19 protein-coding genes are annotated in these 20,817 nt (G+C 64.0%); 15 read left to right on the top strand and 4 right to left on the bottom strand.

The features are described 5' to 3' along the window. The first annotated feature begins 95 nt into the window (after positions 1-95). The 9 genes from IB277_RS12910 (at position 96) to IB277_RS12870 (ending at position 9,107) form a co-directional block, all read left to right on the top strand. A complete protein-coding gene (locus tag IB277_RS12910; RefSeq protein WP_034799168.1) occupies positions 96-545 on the top strand; it encodes a helix-turn-helix domain-containing protein in 450 nt (149 codons plus the stop codon). Between the two features lie 27 nt (positions 546-572). After that, positions 573-2,444, top strand: coding sequence for an SARP family transcriptional regulator (locus tag IB277_RS12905; protein ID WP_192371020.1), 1,872 nt, complete (start codon positions 573-575; stop codon positions 2,442-2,444). 32 nt (positions 2,445-2,476) lie between these two features. Then, positions 2,477-2,698, top strand: coding sequence for a hypothetical protein (locus tag IB277_RS12900; protein WP_034799164.1), 222 nt, complete (start codon positions 2,477-2,479; stop codon positions 2,696-2,698). 7 nt (positions 2,699-2,705) lie between these two features. Beyond that, a complete protein-coding gene (locus tag IB277_RS12895) occupies positions 2,706-3,953 on the top strand; it encodes a YcaO-like family protein (RefSeq protein WP_192371019.1) in 1,248 nt (415 codons plus the stop codon). After that, on the top strand, positions 3,950-4,675 hold the full coding sequence (locus IB277_RS12890; RefSeq protein WP_192371018.1) for a TfuA-like protein: 726 nt from the start codon (positions 3,950-3,952) through the stop codon (positions 4,673-4,675). Before IB277_RS12895 ends, IB277_RS12890 begins: the two co-directional genes overlap by 4 nt. A gap of 119 nt (positions 4,676-4,794) precedes the next feature. Beyond that, positions 4,795-5,031: a hypothetical protein gene (locus IB277_RS12885; protein ID WP_034799160.1), complete on the top strand. Its 237-nt coding sequence runs from the start codon at positions 4,795-4,797 to the stop codon at positions 5,029-5,031. Positions 5,032-5,466: 435 nt separating this feature from the next. Then, entirely contained in the window at positions 5,467-6,504 is a 1,038-nt protein-coding gene (locus IB277_RS12880) for an isopenicillin N synthase family oxygenase (protein WP_034799159.1), read from the top strand. Positions 6,505-6,549: 45 nt separating this feature from the next. Then, on the top strand, positions 6,550-7,911 hold the full coding sequence (locus IB277_RS12875; RefSeq protein WP_112974721.1) for an O-acetylhomoserine aminocarboxypropyltransferase/cysteine synthase family protein: 1,362 nt from the start codon (positions 6,550-6,552) through the stop codon (positions 7,909-7,911). A 170-nt stretch (positions 7,912-8,081) separates the two neighbouring features. Then, a complete protein-coding gene (locus tag IB277_RS12870) occupies positions 8,082-9,107 on the top strand; it encodes an NADP-dependent oxidoreductase (RefSeq protein ID WP_192371017.1) in 1,026 nt (341 codons plus the stop codon). A gap of 19 nt (positions 9,108-9,126) precedes the next feature. On the opposite strand, the gene IB277_RS12865 is transcribed toward IB277_RS12870, so the two are convergent. The 4 genes from IB277_RS12865 to IB277_RS12850 form a co-directional block, all read right to left on the bottom strand. Next, positions 9,127-10,893: a tetratricopeptide repeat protein gene (locus IB277_RS12865; RefSeq protein WP_034799155.1), complete on the bottom strand. Its 1,767-nt coding sequence runs from the start codon at positions 10,891-10,893 to the stop codon at positions 9,127-9,129. Between the two features lie 233 nt (positions 10,894-11,126). Continuing rightward, positions 11,127-11,387: a hypothetical protein gene (locus IB277_RS12860; protein WP_034799152.1), complete on the bottom strand. Its 261-nt coding sequence runs from the start codon at positions 11,385-11,387 to the stop codon at positions 11,127-11,129. Positions 11,388-11,834: 447 nt separating this feature from the next. Beyond that, entirely contained in the window at positions 11,835-12,866 is a 1,032-nt protein-coding gene (locus IB277_RS12855) for an HAD family phosphatase (protein ID WP_113080902.1), read from the bottom strand. 77 nt (positions 12,867-12,943) lie between these two features. Continuing rightward, positions 12,944-13,909, bottom strand: a complete 966-nt coding sequence (locus IB277_RS12850; protein WP_113080899.1) for a formylglycine-generating enzyme family protein — start codon at positions 13,907-13,909, stop codon at positions 12,944-12,946. 277 nt (positions 13,910-14,186) lie between these two features. On the opposite strand from IB277_RS12850, the gene IB277_RS12845 reads away from it, so the two are divergent. From IB277_RS12845 to IB277_RS12820, 6 genes are read left to right on the top strand one after another with little or no spacing between them, the layout of a single operon-like run. Next, entirely contained in the window at positions 14,187-15,158 is a 972-nt protein-coding gene (locus IB277_RS12845; protein WP_060521798.1) for a MoxR family ATPase, read from the top strand. Positions 15,159-15,174: 16 nt separating this feature from the next. Then, the gene (locus IB277_RS12840; protein WP_082573022.1) at positions 15,175-16,170 is read left to right on the top strand and encodes a DUF58 domain-containing protein; all 996 of its coding nucleotides are present in this window, start codon (positions 15,175-15,177) and stop codon (positions 16,168-16,170) included. Beyond that, positions 16,170-16,697, top strand: a complete 528-nt coding sequence (locus tag IB277_RS12835) for a DUF4381 domain-containing protein (RefSeq protein ID WP_112772060.1) — start codon at positions 16,170-16,172, stop codon at positions 16,695-16,697. Before IB277_RS12840 ends, IB277_RS12835 begins: the two co-directional genes overlap by 1 nt. Beyond that, positions 16,684-17,688 carry a VWA domain-containing protein gene (locus IB277_RS12830; protein WP_192371016.1) on the top strand — a complete coding sequence of 335 codons (1,005 nt, stop codon included), beginning with the start codon at positions 16,684-16,686 and terminating at the stop codon, positions 17,686-17,688. The genes IB277_RS12835 and IB277_RS12830 overlap by 14 nt, the downstream gene beginning before the upstream one ends. Next, positions 17,685-19,256 (top strand): VWA domain-containing protein, encoded by a 1,572-nt coding sequence (locus IB277_RS12825; protein WP_112974717.1) that lies wholly within the window; start codon positions 17,685-17,687, stop codon positions 19,254-19,256. The genes IB277_RS12830 and IB277_RS12825 overlap by 4 nt, the downstream gene beginning before the upstream one ends. Further along, a complete protein-coding gene (locus IB277_RS12820) occupies positions 19,253-20,641 on the top strand; it encodes a BatD family protein (protein WP_371813592.1) in 1,389 nt (462 codons plus the stop codon). The genes IB277_RS12825 and IB277_RS12820 overlap by 4 nt, the downstream gene beginning before the upstream one ends. Positions 20,642-20,817 lie beyond the last annotated feature (176 nt).

Genomic DNA, 20,817 nt, shown 5'->3' with positions numbered 1-20,817 from the left:
CTTTGTGTTTTAGCCCGTAGTGATTGCATAGAGTCATTTATTCAAGCAAACTCATATGTATGATTTGACCACTCCTACGTGCGGAGGAAATACAAGTGAACACGAAAGCCCCCAGCCAGATCGATGTCTTTGTCGGTTCCCGCGTCAGGATGCGTCGGTTGATGGCCGGACTGAGCCAGGAGAAGCTGGCCGACGGTCTCGGGATCACATTCCAGCAGGTACAGAAGTACGAAAAAGGCACCAACCGCATCGGCGCGAGCCGTCTGCAGGCGATCGCCGATATCCTCGGCGTGCACCCGAGCTTCTTCTTCCAGGAGGGTGAAGACCCTGCCGGCGCACGCAACGGCGACACAACACGCGAGCCGAGCGAAATCTCGTCCTTCGTTTCGTCGAAGGAAGGGATCGCGCTCAACCGCGCTTTCCTGAAGATCACGGACCCGGTGCTGCGCAAGAAGATCATCTCGCTGGTCGCCGCCGTTGCCCAGACGCCGGAGACCGAGACCGTCCGCTCAAGCACGAGCCACGCTCAGGACCTGCACGGCTAAGCACCCGCGCCCGACAGGAATGACCGGATGACATTCAGACTGCAGACCCTCGGGCGCTTGCGGCTCGTCGATAACGGCGGGCGTGAGGTAGCGTTTCCCGAAAAGGGTCTGCTGATCCTGTGTCATCTGATCGTCGGCGGCCACAGCGAGAAGTCCAGAAACGATGTCGCCAAGCTCCTTTGGGACGAGATCGTCCCGAGCCAGGCCTTCGTCAATCTGCGCAAGACGATCTCCCGCATCAGCGCGCGCCAGGAAGAACTCGGCTGTCACTTCCTGAGTTTCTCGCCGTCGGCCGTGCGCCTCGACGCCGGCCGGCTCAAGAGCGACCTCGATACCATCGGGCGTGAGGCGGGCGATCCACTTTCCCGTCTCCAGTGGGCCGTCGAAACCTTCCAGGAAGACTTCCTCAAGGACTTGAAGTCCCAGGGGCAGGCGCTGCATGGCTGGATCGAGCGGCAGCGTGGCGAGCATATGGCGCTGCTGCGCGAAAGCCTGCTTCTCGCGGCAGCGGAGGCGACGAACAACCATCGCAAGCTGGTCAAGGCGGCAGCGACCCGGCTGCTCGAGCGCAACCCGCTCGACGAGGACGTGCGCAAGATCCTGACCCAGGCGTTTCAGCTTGAGGGCTACCATCTGGAAGCGCGGGCTGTCTCGAATGGCGGCGGCGCGATCGCGATCAGCAGGCCGGAATTGCGGTCGATCTCGACGATAATCGCGCCGACGTCGGAGTCGGCTGCCGACTCGCGCCCGCCGCGCGTCGTCCTTCTGCCGCCGAACAACGGCGCGGTCGACAGTCCGGCAACACAATTTGCAAGCGCCCTGATCGAGGACGTGACGATCGGGCTTTGCGCGCTTCGCTCGGTTTCGGTGATCGCGCCCTACACGGCCGCACAGATCAGCCTGCAGGCAGACAAGGCCAGCACCTACCAGAAGCACGCCATCAGCTACATTCTCGACACGCGCCTGACCGACGAAGGCAGCCGGCTGACGCTCTTCACGCAACTGATCTTCTTTGCCAATGACGAAGTGATCTGGGCCGACCGTTTCAATCTCGATGGCGACGGGCTGATGGCCTCACGGCGGGAAATTGCCCGCCAGATCGCACTGGCGATCGCCAACCAGGTGGAGCGTAACGAGACCCATCGCCAGACCTACGAGACCAATGTCGGCTCCTACCGCAGCTTCCTGCTCGGACAGCGCTATCTCAAGCAGCTCAACCTTCCGGAGCTGCGGCGCGCGCGCAAGAGTTTCCGCCAGTCGCTCTATGAGAACTCCGGCTTTGCGCCGGCGATGAGCGGGCTCGCCCGCAGCTATTTTTTCGAGTGGCTGCTGACAGCCCGCGGCGACGCAGAGCTGCTGGCCCTTGCGGAACGGCATGCGCGCGATGCGGTGGTGGCCGACGACACGCTGGCAACGGGCTATCGCGAGCTTGGCGTCGTCAAGCTCTACTTGAGACAGTTCGACGAGAGCATGGAATACCATGACAAGGCGGAGGCGCTGAGCCCTCAGCACGCCAACGTGATTGCGAGCTACGCCGACACGCTGGTGCAAGCTTCGCGCCCCGAGGGTGGCCTGCGCAAGATCCAGGCAGCAATCGATCTCAACCCGATTGCGCCGGACGAATATTTCTGGACCGCGGCCGGCGCCAGCTACTCGCTTGGCCAGTATGAGCAGGCGATCGCCTATATCGAGCGCATGCGCGATCCGACCCCTGCCGACCGGCTGTCGGCGGCAAGTTGGGGCATGCTCGGCAACCGGAAAAAAGCGCGCCAGTTCGTCCGCAAGACTTTCGACGTGCATCCGGACTTTGATCTCGACAAGTGGATGACCATCGTTCCCTTTAGGGAAGAATGGCAGCGCGTTCATTATTGCGAGGGCCTGCGCAAGGCGGGCTTCTGATTTCTCACATCAGCAACGGCCAGGAGGGGAAAATGGCAAAAGTAGTGGTGATCGGTTTGGCGGGTGACAACCGGCTTTGGGTTGCGGATCTGGATGCGGGCACGGTCTCGCAGATCGCAACGCCGACGCAGGGGCCGCTGGCTGCGGCCAACGACCTGCGTAACAACAGCGGGGCAATGGTGCACAAGGGCGTCAATCTCGCCGTGGTTGCGGCCTCGTCCGGCTCCGTTTCCGGCGGGTTCATGGACGGCTAGTCCACGCGTGGCACAAGCCGCTGAAACTGGCCGGCCGTCGGACGAGCATTCCAGCCGTCCGGCGGCCGAGCCGCTTTCCTACAGCGATCGCGCCTGCCCGCCAGAAGAAACGTTCCGGCGGATCGAGGCATTCCTGCCGGCGCTCGGCGTCACCCGGCTTGCGCGGCTGACCGGCCTCGACCGGCTCGGCATTCCCGTCTGGAGCGCCGTGTCGCCCAACGCCCGATCGATCGTCATCAACCAGGGAAAAGGCATCACCGACGTTGACGCCAAGGTTTCGGCGGCCATGGAGGCGATCGAGCGGGCAGTGGCCTGCGCGCCGTCGGCCCCGACAAGAACGGCCACCAGCCGGGCTCTTTCCGAAACGGGCGATCGAACGCTGCATCTGCCGGGGCTCATCGCGGCGGGGCAAGCGGACCTTCAGGACAACGAAACGGTCGACTGGCTCCGTGGCTTCGACCTCTTTGACGGCGCAACCACCTGGGTTCCGCGCGAAGCGACAATCCTCGACCGGACCATTGTCGGTTGTCGTTACTGGCAGTCCTCCGATGGCCTGGCCTCGGGGAACACCGAGACCGAGGCGACCCTGCACGGCTTGCTCGAGCGCATCGAGCGCGACGCCGAAACGCTGTGGCGAATGCTGCCGCTGAACGGCAAGCACCGCGGCTGCATCGATCCGGGAAGTTTCGAGGATCCTGTCCTCGATGCCCTTACGAAACGGATCGCCTCTTCAGACCTGGAGCTGCGCCTGTTCGACATGACCAGCGACATCGGCATTCCCTGCTATGCCGCAACCCTCGCCGAAGCGGGCATTCTCTCGGCCAGGCAGCCGCGTTATCACGACGTCACGATCGGCCACGGCGCCCACCCGGTGGCACGGCGCGCCGCCATCCGTGCCGTGACCGAGGCCGCCCAGTCGCGGCTTACCTATATCAGCGGCGCCCGCGACGATGTGTTCCCTGAAACCTTCACCCGCGACCTTCCCGAGGAAACGCGAGGCCTGTTTGCCGCCGTGCCGCTCCGGACAAGCGTGGCGGCACCCGATGCCCCGGCCGGGCCTCAGGCGCTGCTCGATTACGTACTGCTGCGGCTTGAAGCGGCTGGCATCCGAACGGTTGTCGTCGTTCCGCTGATGGAAGGCGTTGCACCTTTCTCGGTGGTCAAGGTCATCGTTCCGGCCCTCGAAAATCCCGACGGCCTGCGCAAGCGTCGCTTCGGAGAACGCGCGCTCGCCCGTGCGCTGGAGGCCGGATGAACGTTGTCTTTGTTGGCCCGACGCTGCCGGACGCACGAAACGTGGCGGAAAAGAGCGTCCTAATCCTCCCACCTGCCGTTCAGGGCGACGTCCTGCGCGCAGTTGAGGGCGGGGCAACCGCGATCGGGCTTATCGACGGCAACTTCGAAAATGCTGCGCCCGTCTGGCACAAGGAAATCCTTTATGCGCTGTCGCTGGGCGTGCAGGTCTTCGGCGCGGCCAGCATGGGCGCGCTGCGCGCGGCGGAATGCGCGCCCTTCGGCATGGTCGGCATTGGCGAGATCTACCGGCAATACGCCGAAGGAGCCCGCGTGGACGACGCCGATGTTGCGCTGATCCACGGCCCGGCCGAACTCGGCTATCTGCCGCTGACACTCCCGCTGGTCAACGTCGATGCGACGCTCAAGCGCCTCTCGCACACCCAAGCCCTTGCCCCAGCGCTCATCGGATCGATGGGCGCGACGGCGTCCGCCATGTTCTACAAGGAGCGCAACTGGGCGGGCATTGTCGCGCGCGTTGCACTGCCGGCGGGGACGGACCCCGCCCGTCTCACCGCGCTGCTCGCGAGCGAATATGTCGACCAGAAGGGCATCGACGCGCGACATTTACTGGACGCACTGCGACACGCGCCAACCCAACGGACGGTTGCATCGCAAGGCTGGAAATTCAATTCTACCAGCATGTGGAAGAGGTTGTTCGGTCAACCTGACGCTTCATCTTAAGGATGTGGTTTTCACATACAACGTGTGTCACGCTCATGTCACGCGCAATGCCGCGAAGTCACGCTATGATTGGCCACGGTGGGCTGGATCTGCGGATCCAAAGGAAGCTGGGGAAAATCATGCTATCTTCATTTGCTGTGCCGGTAGAACCGGAAGACAAGGAAAAGGAGCTCTTGGCACTGGCTCGTCTTGTCACCTATGCGCGCGACTCCGCCAAGACCCTCAACGTCGAAGGCGTGCAATACTGTCTCGAACTCGCGCTCGCATCGCTGCTCAAGGAGGCCGAGGACTGCGGCAGCCAGAGAGCGCATCTGACCAACGAGTTGCTGACGCGCCCGAGTCTCGGCCGCTGCTGAGTTCCACGCCGCTTTTGGGATTGCCGTCATCCCGCGATTGGTCCGCCTGCGCGGACCGGTGGCTTTGCGATTGAGCGATGACACGAAAATAGCCCCGTTTGGCCGAAGGCGAAGCGGGGTTTTGGTTGTTGTTAGACTAGCGTCTGCCGCTCCCCGCGTTTCGCCGCAAGCGGATTTCGTCGCCGAACGATCGTTGCTCTCGCACGCATGAGACAGCTCAGGGAATCCGTAAAACAGACGGCCGGGACGGATATTCCCCGCAAACCAGTTCCGTTCGAAAGCCCGCTTCGCGCTTTCGTTGAAATTTAGTCCATAATTTCCATAGACAATATTGAGTGAGCGAGCCACCTCCGGTTAGGCTTCTCCCATCATGTGCGAACCGGCGCAGGGCCCTTATCGACTGGCCCACCGCCTGAACGACAAAGGGAGACCAGCTTGAGCCAGACAAATCCAACCCTGCCCGTCCTTGACCTTTCGCGCTTTGCGGCGGGCCACCCCGAGCGGGCCGCAGCGCTCGACGAGTTGCGCAGCGTTGCCCGCTCGGTGGGCTTCTTTTATCTCGAGGGCCACGGGATCCCGCAGGACGAAATCGACGGCATTCTCTCGCTTTCGCGCCGCTTCTTCGCGCTGCCGGAGGACGACAAGCTGGCGATCGAGATGCGCAAGTCGCCGCACTTCCGCGGCTACAATCGCGCCGGCCTCGAATACACGCGCGGCACGCAGGACTGGCGCGAACAGGTCGACTTTGGTCCCGAGCGCCAGAGCCTCAATATCGCGTCCGGCGATGCGCCGTGGAAGCGGCTGGTCGGCCCGAACCAGTTTCCGGACGCCTTGCCGGAACTGAAGCCTGCGATCCTTGGCTATATCGAAGCCGTCACCGGGCTCGGCATCCGGCTGATCGAGATTTTCTCCGAAGCGCTCGGGCAGAAGCCCGATGTCTTCGGGCCGATCTATCGCGACGGCCCCAACCAGTTGCTGAAGATCATCCGCTATCCCGGCCGCGACAAGACCGAAAGCGATCAGGGCGTCGGCGCCCACAAGGACGGCGGCTTCGTCACCATCCTGTTGCAGGACGTGGTCGGCGGACTGCAGGTCGACGACGGCAAGGGCGGCTGGATCGACGCACCGCCGAAGCGCGGCACCTTCGTCATCAATGTCGGCGAACTCCTGGAACTGGCATCGAACGGCTATCTGCTCGCCAACATCCACCGGGTGGTAACGCCGCCAGCTGGCGGCGATCGGCTCTCGGTCGCCTTCTTCCTCGGCGCCAATCTCGCTTCGACCATCCCGGTGCTCGATCTCCCGCCACAGCTTGCAGCCGAGGTCCGCGGCGTCACCCAGGATCCGCAGAACCCGCTCTTCCACGAGGTTGGCCGCAACGTGCTGAAATCCCGGCTGCGCTCGCACCCCGATGTCGCCGCCGCGCACCACGCAGACCTGCTGGAACAGCCAAAGGCGGCCGTGCCCGCCTGATCAACCGGACAGCGCCGATCAACCTGAGAGCCAAGGAGAAATGGCATGACGATCCATCAGAAGCCGGAAGAACCGGCAGTCGAGATCAAGACGCCGAACGGCCTGCGCGAAGCCGGCGGGCGGTTGCATCCCGAAACGCTGGCGCTCCACGGCGGCAGCTATCGCTTCGATCCGGCAAGCGGCGCCGTCGCCGTGCCGATCTACCAGACGACCTCCTATCAACTGCCCGGCACCGACGGCGCCGACAAGCTCTTTGCGCTGGAGGCGCCGGGGCATCTCTACACCCGCGTTTCCAACCCGACGCAAGACGCGTTTGAGCAGCGGCTGGCGGAGATCGAAGGGGGAGCAGCCGCGCTGGCACTTGGCTCCGGCCAGGCGGCATCAGCCTTCGCGCTCCTGAACCTTGCGCGCTCCGGCGACAACGTCGTCAGCGCCGCCGGCCTTTATGGCGGCACCTGGGCGCTGTTTGCCGCCACCCTGAAAAGTTTCGGCATCGAGGTTCGTTTCGTCGATGCGGCTGATCCCGAGGCGTTTGCCCGGGCGACGGACGACCGGACACGTGCCTACTATGCCGAGTCCCTGCCGAATCCGAAGCTCGAAGTCTTTCCGATCGCCGAGGTCGCCGAGATCGGCAAGCGCTTCGGCATTCCGCTGATCGTCGACAACACGGCGGCCCCGCTGACGATCCGGCCCTTCGACCACGGCGCTGCGGTAGTCGTCTATTCGACGACAAAATACATCGGCGGGCACGGTACCTCGATCGGCGGCGCGATCATCGACAGCGGCCAGTTTCCCTGGCACGAGCACGAGGCGCGCCATCCGAACCTGCACGAGCCTGACCCGAGCTACCAGGGCAAGACTTGGCTCGAAAAAGCGGCCGCGATCGCGTTTCATCCCTATATCCTGCGCGCCCGCGCGGTGCTGTTGCGCGACCTCGGCGCCGCGATCAGCCCGCTAAACGCATTCCAGTTCATCCAGGGCCTGGAAACGCTGCCGCTCCGGATCCGGCAGCACAACGAGAATGCCATCAAGGTGGCCGAGTTCCTCCGCACCCACCCGAAGGTGGCGCGGGTGATCTTCCCGAAGTTCCAGGATGGCGAGGCAAAAGCGCGCGGCGGGAAATATCTGCTGAACGGCCACTATGGCGCGCTCGTCGGCTTCGAGCTGAAGGACGGTCGCGAGGCGGGACGGCGTTTCATCGACGGGCTGAAACTGCTCTACCATGTCGCCAATATCGGCGACGCGCGCTCACTGGCCATTCATCCAGCCACGACGACGCACTCACAGCTGTCGGAGATCGACCAGCTAAAGACCGGGGTGACGCCCGGCTATGTCAGACTTTCGATCGGCATCGAACATCCGGACGACATCATCGCCGATCTCAGACAAGCGATCGACGCCGCCTGAGCGTAAGACGCTTTCGCATTTTCCGCGGGCTCGTCCACAGGGGCGAGCCCGCGGAGCCGTTTGCGGCTCAAAACACGTCTGTAGGCCTTTGTTTCGTTTCATGCGAAAAGAGTTTCTCGTCGCGCGTCAGCCGCCGCGGGGCATCGGGACACGCACAGGAGGAAAAGACTATGAGCAAGAATACCCAGGTCCTGCTTGCCGCGCGGCCATCCGAAAAACCGGTGCCGAGCGATTTCCGCGTCGTCGAAACGGCTATCCCGGAGCCGGCGGAAGGCGAGGTTCTCCTGAAGATCCTCTACCTTTCGCTCGACCCCTATATGCGCGGCCGCATGAATGCCGGCCGCTCCTATGCCAAGCCGGTGGAGATCGGTGCTGTCATGGAGGGCGGCACGGTCGCCCGCGTCCTCCGCTCGCGTCACCCGGATTTCAGCGACGGCGATTTCGTTCTTTCCCACTCCGGCTGGCAAAGCTATGCGCTGTCGCGTGGTACTGACTTGCGCAAGCTCGATCCGGCGGCCGCACCTCTTTCGACGGCACTCGGCATTCTCGGCATGCCCGGTTTCACCGCCTATGCGGGGCTGCTGACGATCGGCAAACCGCTGCCGGGCGAAACGGTCGTCGTGGCGGCTGCAAGCGGCGCCGTCGGCTCGGCGGTCGGGCAGATTGCCCGCATCAAGGGTGCGCGCGCAGTCGGGATCGCCGGCGGTGCGGACAAATGCGCCTTCGTTCGCGACACGCTCGGCTTCGACGCGGTGATCGATCATCGCGCGCCTGATTTCGCCGAACAGCTCGCCGCCGCCTGCCCCAAAGGCATCGACGTCTATTTCGAGAATGTCGGCGGTCATGTCTGGGATGCGGTGTTCCCGCTGTTGAACGACTTCGCTCGCGTGGCCGTCTGCGGCCTGATTGCGCACTACAACCAGCCCGCAGGCGCGCAAGCCGGGAGCGACCGGTTGCCCGGCGTCATGCGCGAAGTGCTCAGCCGGAGCCTGCTCATCCGGGGTTTCATCCAGCGCGAGTTTGCCGATCAGAGGCCGCTCTTCTATCAGGAGATGGCCGGCTGGATCAAAAGCGGCGAAGTCCGCTACCGCGAAGACATCGTCGACGGGCTCGAGAATGCGCCGGAAGCCTTCATCGGTCTGCTGGACGGACGCAATTTCGGCAAGCTGGTGATCCGGGTCGCCGCCGAAAACTAAAAGGGGCTCGGGCCCGGCCTTACTGCTGGGCGAAGCCGGCCTTGGCGAGACCGTCATCAAGCAACGCGATCAGGTCCGGCGCGTAGCCTCGAGCGACCAGTTCCGTATCGTACGACTGCGACGCGCGCGTTTCGTTCAGGCGCAATCCGTCCAAAGCGCTGGTCGCTTCCCGCGTCAGGCCGAGTTGGCCTGCCGCTGCCACGCGTAGGAGATTGACCGCCATGTCCGCCGGATTGGCAAGCTCGCGTGCGCGCCTCAGCGCTTCGCGGTAGCGGCCGCTGCGGTAGTCTTCGAGCGCCAGGGTCAGCGCGGCATCGTGGTGAAGATACTCGCTGCCGGCATCCGCCACACGGGCCAGATTCACCCCTTGCGAATAGGCGCCGCTGACGAAAAGCAGTAGACCCAGCCGCGCCGGAATGGCGTCGTCGAGCGGATTGAGTGCCGCCGCGCGCCGACCGGAAATGAACGCCGCTTCCCTGTCGCCGGCTGCAAAGCGCGCTTGCATCTGGGCGACGTAGCTCTGGCTCGATTGCGGTGCCAGCGCAACGGCCTTGTCGGCGAGCTTCAGCGCACGCTCAGCCACCGTCGGCGCGGCGCTCGCTTCACCGGTTGCCACCAACACCATCGCCAAGCTCGCCAAAACATCGGCGTCGGCGGCCTGGTAGGCGACGGATTTTTCAAGGCAGCCGTGGGCCGAAACCAGTCCCTCAGGGTCGATCCGCGCCAGTGCCACATCCGCCTGAAGCACGCAGCCGAAGCCGATCGACGGCGTCACCAGTTGCCGCGCAGCCTCCAGACTGACAATGACGCCCTCTTCGCCGGCAAGCGAAAGGGCCAGACGAGAAAGCAGCTTTTCCTGTATTTCCTGCGCGTCGCCGCTGTCGAGCGCCACCTTCGAGCTGCCGGACCTCAACGCCTCGTTGCTTTGCACATCGATCACCTGCCAGGAGACCTCATGCCGGCGCTCGTCGGTGCTGTAGGCGATGGAAAGCCTGTATTCCTTGCTGCCCTGCAGCTTGACCGGCGGCGCGGACGAAACCCACCCGGTTATCGACGCCACGTCGACACCCGCGGGCGAGACCGGCGCAAGGGTGCGGACGGCGGAAAACTGCGAGAGTGCGTGGACCAGATAGTCACCCGCCTTCTTCTGCACGTCGTCGTCGGCACCCTGCCGCGTCGGCACGTCAACGACGATCGTCGGCTTGGCCGAGAAAACCGGCTGCCAGGGAAGGTGGTCGGCAATGGACACGTAGAAGGCCCCGGCCATGACCGCCACGCCGGTTCCAAGTGCCGCGAAGCCCGCAAGCGGGCGCCATTTGCGGGCAAGAACGGCAGGCGCAATCGCGAGCTCGATGGGCTGCTCGGCTGCCGCCTCAGCAACCGGCGTCGTGCTCTCGAGCACCCCTCTCAAAGGCTCGCCGCTGATCACGAATTGCGGAACGTAATTGCCTTTCGGCAGCTCGATGCGAAGCTCCGCTCTTTCGCCGAGCGCCTCGTAATATTGCGCCAGGGCCGCGCGCAGGCGCGACGCTTCCACACGCACGATCGGATCGGTCGCAGGATCGAAGGAGGCGGGCCGTCCGAAGACGTCAATGGCGATCGTGTAGGCTTTCACCTGGCCCGAACGGCCAGCGAAAAACTCGTCAACCACGTACCGCAACAGCTTGCGATGACGCTCGGTCGCGTGAAACTGGCTGTCGGCAAGAATGCGCTCAAGGGCGGCTCGCGCCTCGCATTCTGCAACGGCAATGCAGTTCGTTTGACCCGCATTTCTGCTGGCTTCCATGATGCGCTCCCAACTGCCACAACCCCAAAGAGAGTGCAACGCGAGGCGAACTCTAGACGAGAGCTTCTGTGGCGGAAAGAAGAATATCGCACCGTCACAAAATATTTTCATCGAAGAATTGAATCATTTTAAGTTGGAACAGGAACGCCCGATCATTCCCATAGAATTCTTGTGGGGTTTTCGTCGCTCTGACAAGCTCAAGCGAGCTATTTGTTAATCACAACGGACTACGCTCACGTCCCCGTATCGGCGATACAGACGGAAATGACCTCTTCTTCGATCTCGCGACAGATCAATTCATACTCCGAGATCATCGAATGATCCAGAGGGGCGAGACGCCTTTGCCGGTCAAGCATAGAGCTCGCTTCCTCATAGGCTTCGCAGAGGCTTGCCAGGGACTGGTTCTTGGCACAGAGCAATTGCAACTGGCCGCGCAGAGCCGGCAGCCTGAGCATAAGCTTCAGTAGTCCCCGTTGAGAGGCTGCGCTGGGCATGGTTTACCATCCGTTTGAACGACAATCGATGCTCATGCCTTTGCATTCCCCAAGGTGTCAGCGACGACCAGACACCGTTGCGGGCGGGGGGCCGGCTCGCCGGTCAGTGCTTGTGGCCAATCCGACCCTCGCTTACCTCTCCCCTGAGCGAAAAGTGGCACGAACGCCGATTTTCGGAAGTACGTAACAGTAACATTGGCCCGGATTGCCGGCGCCTTGGCAATCTTCGCCTCGAATCCCATGATTCGGGCCGTCAGCAGCCGCACAGGCGGCACACGCGATATCGCGATCGGTGTTGAGAGATGTTCCGCGGCGGGAAAGACGAGCAAGAGCACCATCGTCCGCGCGACGATAGTCGACCACGGCCCCGCGCTAAAGTCGCGCTTAGCACTCGGCCCTCGCCCCGACATCGATCGCTGAGGCGCACGGCGCCAGCCGTGCAGCCACCTATTTGTCGAAGGCGTAGATCTTGCGCCAGTCGTTCTTCATATCGACCAGAAGCCAGTTCCGCTGCTCGGCCTCGGTCATCGCCTTGTCCAGCTTGCCGACAGGCGATTGCCGATCATAGGCCCATTCGCGCTCCCCGTCCGTATGGTGAACGATCATGCCGAAACGCGGGCCGGACCCCGCCGTTACCCAACGCAGCATCTCATAGTCGCCATCGGAATTACCGGCAGCGAAGATCGGGCGGCGGCCGATAAAGGTGTTGATCCCGACCGGCTTGCCGGCACCGTCGTCGATGAAGTCGATCTTGGGCTCCCGCATCAGCACCGGCGCGTCGCCGTCGAGTTCGTACTTCGTCGTGATGCTGCTGCCGACCACCTGCTCGGGTGGGATCCCATACATCTGTTCGGTCATCGGCCGCATGAATTCGATGCCGCCGCCCGAGACGATATAGGTCTTGAAGCCGCTTGCCCTGAGATAATCGAGCAACTCGCGCATCGGCAGAAAGGTGATCTCGTTATATCGGCGATCGAAGCGCGGATGCCGGGCGGTCGCGAACCAATCCGTGACCGTTTTCGTGAACGCGTCCGTCGTCATGCCGGCATGGGTCGCCATGACCAACTCGACGATGCCTTTTTCGCCGGCGGCGGCAATGCCTGCCATGTCCCCCTTCAGCAGCGATGCGAAAGGCTCCTTGTCCTTCCATTCGGGGTGCTCGGGCGCCATCGCCTTGACGCGGTCGATGGCGAACATGCCCTGGAAATAGTTCGGCTGCTCGGTCCACAGCGTGCCGTCATTGTCGAAGACGGCGATCCGCTCTGCCGGCGCCACGAAATCGGCGCTGCCCTCGCTGGTGACCCGTGTGACGAAATCGACGATCTCGTTTTTCGCCTCGCCATCGTTCCACGAGGGCAGAATGTCGGCCGGCGCATCGGCCGCCACAAGGGCAACAGGTGAGGCGAAGGCCGCAACGAACGCGAGCAACAGGCCAGCGAGCCTTGCGCGAAGCCGCGGTTTGCAAGCCCTTTCGTCCATCACGAACCCCAAACGCATCGCTGTTGCCGTCATCATCCATCCTCCTGGCGGAACGGTTTTCAAGTCCTCCGGCCGGATCAGGGCCGCCGAATGCAACGGAACCCAATATGGGTCGTCGCCGCGTTTTCCTCGTGCGCGTGACGCGCCGCCGGACGATACCGACGGCAATAGTTAGGCGCGCAGAGATGGGATCCGCCCTTCACGACGCGACGGGCGATATGGATCGTCGGCTGCCGCGGATCGAAACTCGCTTCCCGGTCCCCGCCCCGCGGATTGGCGGGTATGCAGCAGCTCTTTTGCGCCGGCGCAGGGTGGCGGGTGGACCAGTAGTCGCTGGTCCATTCCCAGGTATTGCCGATCATGTCGTAGAGGCCGTAGCCATTGGCGGGAAAGCTCGCGACCGGCGAGGTCCGCTCGAAGCCGTCGGGCTTCAGGTTTTCCGTCGGAAACATGCCGTGCCAGGTGTTTGCCATGAAACGTCCCTCGGGCACCAGTTCGTCCCCCCAGGCAAATTCCGCGCCTTCGAGCCCGCCTTTCGCGGCGAACTCCCATTCGGCCTCCGTCGGCAGGTCCTTTCCCGCCCAGGCGGCATAGGCCTTGGCGTCGAGGTAGGAGACCTGCACTACCGGATGGTCGAGTTTGCCGCGGATGTTGCTCTGCCGCCCATAGGGCCGCCGCCAGTCGGCGCCGAACTTGAAGTTCCACCATTGCGAAGGACTGTTGCTGGTCACCCGCTTCGGCGGGTCGAAGATCACTGAACCCGCCCGCATCATTTCCGGAAGCGCGCCCGGATAGTCCTTCGGATCGGGCGTCTTCTCCGCCTCGGTCACGTAGCCGGTCGCCTCGACGAAGGCGGCGAACTGCCGGTTGGTAACGGGCGTGACGTCGATCCAGAAGCCGTCAACTTTCACCGGATGGGCCGGCGCTTCCTCCGGATAGTGCTTGTCCGAACCCATGAGAAAGGTCCCGCCCTCGATCCAGATTTGCTCGCGGGCGCTGACCGCCGCCGGCGTTTCGTCGACAAGGGGCATTTTCGGGGACATTTGCATGTGGCTCTGATCTCCCTTGGCACCGTCGGCTAGCACGCGCGCGGACGGTCTGCACACGTTAGCGCCAAATGCCCGCTGCCCAAAGTACGTAACCGTTACGCAATCGCCCAAAGCCCTCGGGGCGCAGGCCGCGTGCCACAAGAGGTATCCGCCATCGCCGCTCAGGCCTTCGTTACTGTTACGTTCTTTCCAATTGGCCTGATTTAACAATAAGCTCTCGCGAAAGTTCATGACGACTGATGTTGCCGGCGGGGCAAGGGAGCAGGACTTCATGGGTGCACGCGACGATATCCAACAACTCGGCAAGCGCATCGGCGAAGCGATCATCGGCCAGGAGGGCATGATCGAGCGCTTGCTGCTAGGGCTGCTCAGCAACGGCCATCTGCTGGTCGAGGGCCTGCCCGGACTTGCGAAAACCCGAGCGATCAAGAGCATGGCCAAAAACCTCGATGCGGAGCTTTCGCGCATCCAGTTCACACCCGACCTCTTGCCCGCCGACATCACGGGGTCCGAGATCTATTTTTCCGAGGGCGGCAAGGGCGCGTTCCAGTTCCAGGAAGGGCCGATCTTCGCCAATCTCATCCTCGCCGACGAGGTGAACCGGGCGCCGGCCAAGGTGCAATCGGCGCTGCTCGAGGCGATGGAGGAACGCCAGGTCACGATCGGCGGCAAGAGCCATGTGCTGCCTGATCTGTTCCTGGTCATGGCGACCCAGAACCCGATCGAGCAGGAAGGCACCTATCCGCTGCCCGAAGCGCAACTGGATCGCTTCCTCATGCACATCCAGGTGGATTATCCGGACGCAGCCTCAGAGGCAGACATCATGCGGCTCGTGCGCTCGGAGGAAACCAACGCCAAGTCCAACAATCATGCGACGGAGAAGCTTGCCCAGGACGCGGTCTTTGCCGCACGCAAGGAAATATCGGCGATCACCGTTTCCGAAGCGATCGAGAACTACATCGTAGCGCTGGTGATGGCGACACGTTATCCCGACAAGGTCGACAAGGATCTGGCCAAGTGGCTTCAGGTCGGCGTGAGCCCGCGCGGCGTCATCGGCCTCGATAAGGTTTCGCGGGCGCACGCCTGGTTGAACGGCCGCGATTTCGTCACGCCCGACGATGTGCAGGCGACCGTGCACGATGTCTTTCGCCATCGCCTGGTCCTCTCTTACGAAGCGCATGCCGGCGGCACCACCGCCAACCAGGTGATCGACCGCATCGTCGAGCTCGTCGCGGTCGCCTGAGGATGGAGGTTCGCCGATGGCCATATCCCTGCCGGCCCTCGCCCGCTCACGCGGCATCATAAAGCCCCGCACCGCCGACGCCACCGGCGTCTACACCTCAGTGGACGCACTTGTCGGCCTCGAAGCCATGGCCCGCGACCTGACGTTCCTGCGCAAGGCGCCGGTGCGCCGCCTGCTTGCCGGCCGTCACGAATCACGCATGCGCGGCCGCGGACTTTCCTTCGAGGAACTACGCAACTACCTGCCCGGCGACGACATCCGCGCCATCGACTGGCGCGTGACGGCGCGCACCGGCAAGCCGGTCGTCCGCGTTTATGACGAAGAGAAGGACCGGCCGGCCCTCATCCTCGTCGACCAGCGCATCAACATGTTCTTCGGCAGCCGCCGCGCGATGAAGTCGGTCGCCGCGGCGGAAGTGGCAGCGCTCTCCGCCTGGCGCGTGCTAGCCCTTGGCGACCGTGTCGGCGGCTTCGTCTTCGGCGACGAGGAGGTGACCGAAACGCGCCCATACCGCAGCCGCGAAGCGGTGATCCGGCTCGCCGACAGCATCGTTCGCCACAATACCGCACTGCAGGCCGGTTCGCAGGCGCCGCATGGAGCCGAGCAGCTCGACGTCGTGCTGACGACCGTCGCCAACATCGCCCGGCACGATCACCTGATCATCGTCGTCAGCGACTTCGACGGCTACAGCCTCGAAACCCGCGACATGCTTTTGAAGCTTTCGGCCCACAACGATGTGATCTGCGTTCTGATCTACGATCCCTTCCTCCTCGAACTGCCGCGCAAGGGCGATATCGTCTTTAGCGGCGGGCTGCTTCAGGCCGAAGTGCAGTTCGGCCATGGCAATGTGCGCGAGGCGATCGACAGCTTTGCCCGCAAGCGCGGGCGAGCGCTGCGCGCCTGGCAGGAGGAGCTCGGCCTGCCCATGCTGCCGATCTCTGCGGCGGAAGAGGTGGCGCCGCAGCTGCGCACCATGCTCGGCCAACTCGCCAGCCGGCAGCGGAGGCGATGATGGCGACGGCGGCACCTGCGAAAGATCCGATGCTCGACGCCGCCCTTCGGCAGCTCGCGGATATCGCCTTGCCGCAGCCTGTCTCGATGATGCCCCAGACCAAGGCGTGGGCGGTGCTCGGCTGCATTATCCTTCTCATGGCGGCCTTTGCCTGCTGGCGCTGGTACCGGCGCTGGGAGGCCAACAGCTACCGCCGCGAGGCGCTCGCCGACCTCAGGAAGATAGAAGCCGGATTGGCCGCCACCGGATCGCGTGGCGAGGCGCTCGCGGCCCTGCCTGTCCTTTTGAAGCGGACCGCGCTCTCGATCTGGCCACGCGAAGCCATTGCCGGCCTGCACGGCACCGGCTGGACAAAGTATCTCGACGCTCATTCCGGCGGCCCTGTCTTTCCTATCGCCTCTGCGCGTTTTTTCGAGGAAGCCGAGTATCGTGGCAGCCAGGCGCTCGCCGCGGTTCCGGAGGCTGAGGCAAAGGCCTACATCGCGGCAGCGCGGCACTGGATCGAGGCGCATCATGTACGTGCTTGACCACGCCTGGGCACTGATCCTTCTGCCGTTGCCCTTCCTTGTCTGGTGGCTGCTTCCGCCATACCGCGAGCAGTCGGCCGCCGTCAGGGTGCCGTTCTTCAAGGACATCACCGCGGCGGCCAATCTCGGTCCGACCGAAGGCTCCGTCGTTCCGAGAACCAATCTCGGCCAGAAGGTGATCGCACCCATCTGCTGGACGCTGATCGTGCTGGCGCTGGCGCGGCCGCAATATGTCGAGCCGCCGATCGAAAAGGTCGAACCGCAGCGCGACCTGATGTTGGCGATCGATCTGTCACAGTCGATGGACACGCGCGACTTTCGCGATCCCGCCGGCAACCTGCAGACCCGCGCCGAAGCGGTGCACGCGGTGGTCGCCGACTTCATCGACCGGCGGCCCAATGACCGGTTGGGCCTGATCGCCTTTGGCGATGCGCCCTATCCGCTGGTACCGTTCACGCTCGACCACAAGACCGTCAAGCTGATGCTGGCCGACAGCCTGCCGGGCATGGCCGGTCCCCGCACCGCCGTCGGCGATGCGATCGGGCTGGCGATCAAGATGTTCGACGCCAGCACCGCGCCGGACAAGGTGATGATCCTCTTGACCGACGGCAACGACACCGCCAGTAAGATGCCGCCCGACAAGGCCGCCGGCATCGCCGCCGAGCGAAAGGTGGTGATCCACACGGTCGGCATCGGCGATCCCAATGCTCAAGGAGAACAGAAGCTCGACACGGCGGCACTCCAGCAGATCGCCGAAGCGACGAAGGGGCGCTACTTCTTCGGCCAGGATCAGGCCGGTCTGCAGAACATCTACCAATTGCTCGACCAGTTGACGCCGGCAAACCAGAAGACGCTCTCCTGGCGGCCGCGCATCGAGCTGTTCTACTATCCGCTGGCTGCGGCACTCCTGCTGGTGCTCGCCTATCACGCCGTCATGTGGCTCCTATCCTCGCTCGGCGACCGGCGTCAGCGCCGGGAGGCAGCGCCATGATCGCGGATTTTCACTTTCTGCGGCCGCTGTGGCTGCTGGCGCTCGCCGCCGTCCCGCTGCTGATCTACCTCGTTACCCGGCGCGGCGATGTCCGCTCGCAGTGGCAGGACATGATCGCACCGCACCTGCTCGATCACCTGCTGATCGACAAGGGCGGGAAACGGCGTTTCCAGCCGGTGCACGTCACCGCCGCACTGATCGCCGTTGCGGCGATCGCAGCCGCTGGCCCGACCTGGCAGCGTGAACGGCCGCCCTTCGTCGAGGACACCGCACCTCTGGCAATCGCCATTGACCTCAACCCGACGATGAACGCGACCGATGTTTCGCCGACGCGGCTCGAACGCGCCAAATTGAAGATTCAAGACATTCTCGACAGGAGGAAAGGCTCGCGCACCGCCTTGTTCGCCTATGCCGGCTCCGCCCACATGGTCCTGCCGCTCAGCGACGATGCCGCGCTGGTCAAATCCTACCTCGCCGCGCTGTCGCCGCAGATCATGCCCGTCGAGGGAAAGGACACAGCCAAGGCCCTGCAGGAGGTCGAAAAAGCGCTCGCCAACGAAACGGTGCCCGGCACCATCCTGTTCATGACCGACGGCGTCGAGCGTTCCGCCTTCCCGGCCTTCGGTGGGTATCAGGGGCGCAACTCGCTGATGGTGCTCGGCATCGGCACGGCAGAAGGCGGTCCGGTCAAGACGGCGGACGGCGGGTTCCTGACCGATGCGACCGGCGCGTATGTCAGGGCGAAGCTCGATGTCGACGGCCTCAAGGCGCTGCAGTCGGCCTCCAAGGTCGAGGTCGCGTCGGTGACATCCGACGACGCCGACGTCAGCTGGATCATCAGACGCATCCAGACGAATTTTGCAGCGAAGACGGCCGAAGGGCTGACGCGCTGGCACGATCTCGGCTGGTGGCTGACGATTCCGATCGCCGTCTTCGGCCTCTTCTGGTTCCGACGCGGCTGGACCATACGCTGGGCGGTCTATCTGCTCGCGGCCACTTCGCTCATGGGCAGCGAACGGGTGGAGGCGGCGGACAATCGCTTTATCGACCTCTGGCTCACTCCGGACCAGCAGGGCCGTCGCGCCTTCGAACAGGGCGATTTCCAGGGGGCCTCTGAAACGTTCGCGGATCCCGCCTGGCGCGGCGCAGCGCTCTACCGCGCCGGCCGTTTCCAGGATGCGATCGACGCCTTTGCCGAGAGCGATACGGCGGAAAGCTACTACAATCAGGGCAATACCCTCCTGCACCTCGACAAGGCCGACGAAGCGATCGCCGTCTACGAGCAGGCGCTAAAGCGCCGCCCCGACTGGACCGACGCCCAAAAGAACCTCGAGATCGCCAAAAAGCGCAAGGCCGACAAGGACAAGCAGGAACAGGACGCACAGCAGGAACAGGCGGGCATTGACCCGGACCAGGTCCAGTTCGACGACAAGGGCAAGAAGGGAACGGAAGCCACCACGCAAGGGGGACCGCAGACGGCCGACATGTGGATGCGCAACATCCAGGTGTCGCCGGCCGAACTGCTGGCACGAAAATTTGCGATCGAAGCAAAGGAGGCGGCCCCGTGACAGCCCTCGCCGCCCTGCCGCGGCAGATCATCTGGCTCCTCGGCCTGTCGCTTTGGCTTGCAGGCACGGCCTTCGCCGCCAATCCCTTTGCCCGCGCGACGCTCACGACCAAGGCGCCGATTTATGCCGGCCAGCAGATCGAGGTCGACGTCGACGTCTTCGTGCCGAACTACTTCCTTTCGCCGCCGCAGTTTCCTCTGTTCGATCTTCCCGGCACTGTCGTCACCATGCCCGACGAACGCGGCATGAACCTCAACGAGACCGTCAACGGCGAGGCCTTCTCAGGCATCCGCAAAACCTACGCGATCACCCCGCAGGCGGCAGGCGACTACGTACTGCCGCCCGCCGTCATTCCGTTCGGCTATGCCGCCGTACCCGGCCAGATGAGCAAGGGTCAGGTGACGTTGCCTTCGCTCAAGTTCACGGTCGAAGCCGTTCCGCAAGGCGCAGGCGGAGAGGCCGGCGTCACCGCCGGAGAAATCACCCTCACCCAGTCTTTCGACCGGGATCCCGCGGGGCTAAAGGCAGGCGATGCCCTGGTGCGGACCATCACCATTCGCGCGGCCGGCCTCGCACCGATGATGATACCCGAACCGACCTTCGACGCCCCGGCGGACGTGCAATTGTACCGGCACGATCCGGTGCTTTCGGAGGAACGCACGTCACGCGGGGATATCACGGCGGGACTGCGCAAGGACGTGGCAACCTACGTCTTTGCAAAGCCCGGCACCTACGCGCTTCCTGCGATCAGCCTGCCCTGGTTCGACCCGGCGAGCGGATCGATGCAGACGGCCGAGGCGGCCGGCGTGACCGTCAACGTCAACGCTGCCCCAGCGGCTGCGCCCGCACTCGCCCCACCTGCGCCGCCGCCCGCTGAGGAACCTTTCGACTGGCTGTGGTGGCTCGGCATCGCGGCATCGATCGCCGCACTCGCGACGCTTATCCAGCTGGCCGCCAATCTGTTCGGTCGCCTCGAAACCCGGCTGGAAACCGCGCTCGAGCAGAGGGCGCAATCCGAGGCGACGGCATTTTGCCACGTGCTCGACGCGTGTCGGGATCACGACCCCATGCGGCTGGAGACGGCGCTCGACCATTGGTCACGCCGGACCGGCAACACGCCGCTCTCGCGCTGGCTCGACAGGTTCGCCGACCCGGCGACGGCAAACGCTTTTGCCGATTATCGCCGCAGCCGCTACGGCAGCGGCGGCTCCCATCAGGACGGGCCTGATCTCCTCCGGTTGCGCGGCGGATTGAAGGTGGCAAGACAGCGCTGGCTTTCGGAAACCTCCGCCGATGGCGGCGGCCCGACATCGGACTTGCCCGACCTCAATCCCGGCCTGGAGGCCGCGCCGCCAAGGCGCTTCGGAGCCGTGGGCCGGACCTGATTTACCCGCCGTCGCCGACCTTCGTAACTGTTACGTACTTACCCGCGGACACCCGCCGGTAGAAGTTGAATCGCTAACGTAGCGTCGCCGCGAAGGGCGGCAGGCTCTATGCTGCCAATACGCTCGGCGCGATCGCCGGGTGCCTGGCTGTTTCTTTCGTTCTCATTCCCGCCCTT

It is taken from the genome of Ensifer sp. ENS07, assembly GCF_014852185.1.
GTDB classification, from domain to species: Bacteria; Pseudomonadota; Alphaproteobacteria; order Rhizobiales; family Rhizobiaceae; genus Ensifer; species Ensifer adhaerens.
The sequence above is the reverse complement of the archived record's forward strand: the minus strand, read 5'-3'. Positions and strand labels throughout refer to the sequence as shown.

Excerpts from the sequence above, each read along its gene's own strand:
- IB277_RS12905 (WP_192371020.1), top strand. The coding sequence starts at position 573 with ATGACATTCAGACTGCAGACCCTCGGGCGCTTGCGGCTCGTCGATAAC.
- IB277_RS12900 (WP_034799164.1), top strand. The coding sequence starts at position 2,477 with ATGGCAAAAGTAGTGGTGATCGGTTTGGCGGGTGACAACCGGCTTTGG.
- IB277_RS12890 (WP_192371018.1), top strand. The coding sequence starts at position 3,950 with ATGAACGTTGTCTTTGTTGGCCCGACGCTGCCGGACGCACGAAACGTG.
- IB277_RS12885 (WP_034799160.1), top strand. The coding sequence starts at position 4,795 with ATGCTATCTTCATTTGCTGTGCCGGTAGAACCGGAAGACAAGGAAAAG.
- IB277_RS12875 (WP_112974721.1), top strand. The coding sequence starts at position 6,550 with ATGACGATCCATCAGAAGCCGGAAGAACCGGCAGTCGAGATCAAGACG.
- IB277_RS12870 (WP_192371017.1), top strand. The coding sequence starts at position 8,082 with ATGAGCAAGAATACCCAGGTCCTGCTTGCCGCGCGGCCATCCGAAAAA.
- IB277_RS12865 (WP_034799155.1), bottom strand. The coding sequence starts at position 10,893 with ATGGAAGCCAGCAGAAATGCGGGTCAAACGAACTGCATTGCCGTTGCA.
- IB277_RS12860 (WP_034799152.1), bottom strand. The coding sequence starts at position 11,387 with ATGCCCAGCGCAGCCTCTCAACGGGGACTACTGAAGCTTATGCTCAGG.
- IB277_RS12855 (WP_113080902.1), bottom strand. The coding sequence starts at position 12,866 with ATGGACGAAAGGGCTTGCAAACCGCGGCTTCGCGCAAGGCTCGCTGGC.
- IB277_RS12850 (WP_113080899.1), bottom strand. The coding sequence starts at position 13,909 with ATGTCCCCGAAAATGCCCCTTGTCGACGAAACGCCGGCGGCGGTCAGC.
- IB277_RS12845 (WP_060521798.1), top strand. The coding sequence starts at position 14,187 with ATGGGTGCACGCGACGATATCCAACAACTCGGCAAGCGCATCGGCGAA.
- IB277_RS12840 (WP_082573022.1), top strand. The coding sequence starts at position 15,175 with ATGGCCATATCCCTGCCGGCCCTCGCCCGCTCACGCGGCATCATAAAG.
- IB277_RS12835 (WP_112772060.1), top strand. The coding sequence starts at position 16,170 with ATGGCGACGGCGGCACCTGCGAAAGATCCGATGCTCGACGCCGCCCTT.
- IB277_RS12830 (WP_192371016.1), top strand. The coding sequence starts at position 16,684 with ATGTACGTGCTTGACCACGCCTGGGCACTGATCCTTCTGCCGTTGCCC.
- IB277_RS12825 (WP_112974717.1), top strand. The coding sequence starts at position 17,685 with ATGATCGCGGATTTTCACTTTCTGCGGCCGCTGTGGCTGCTGGCGCTC.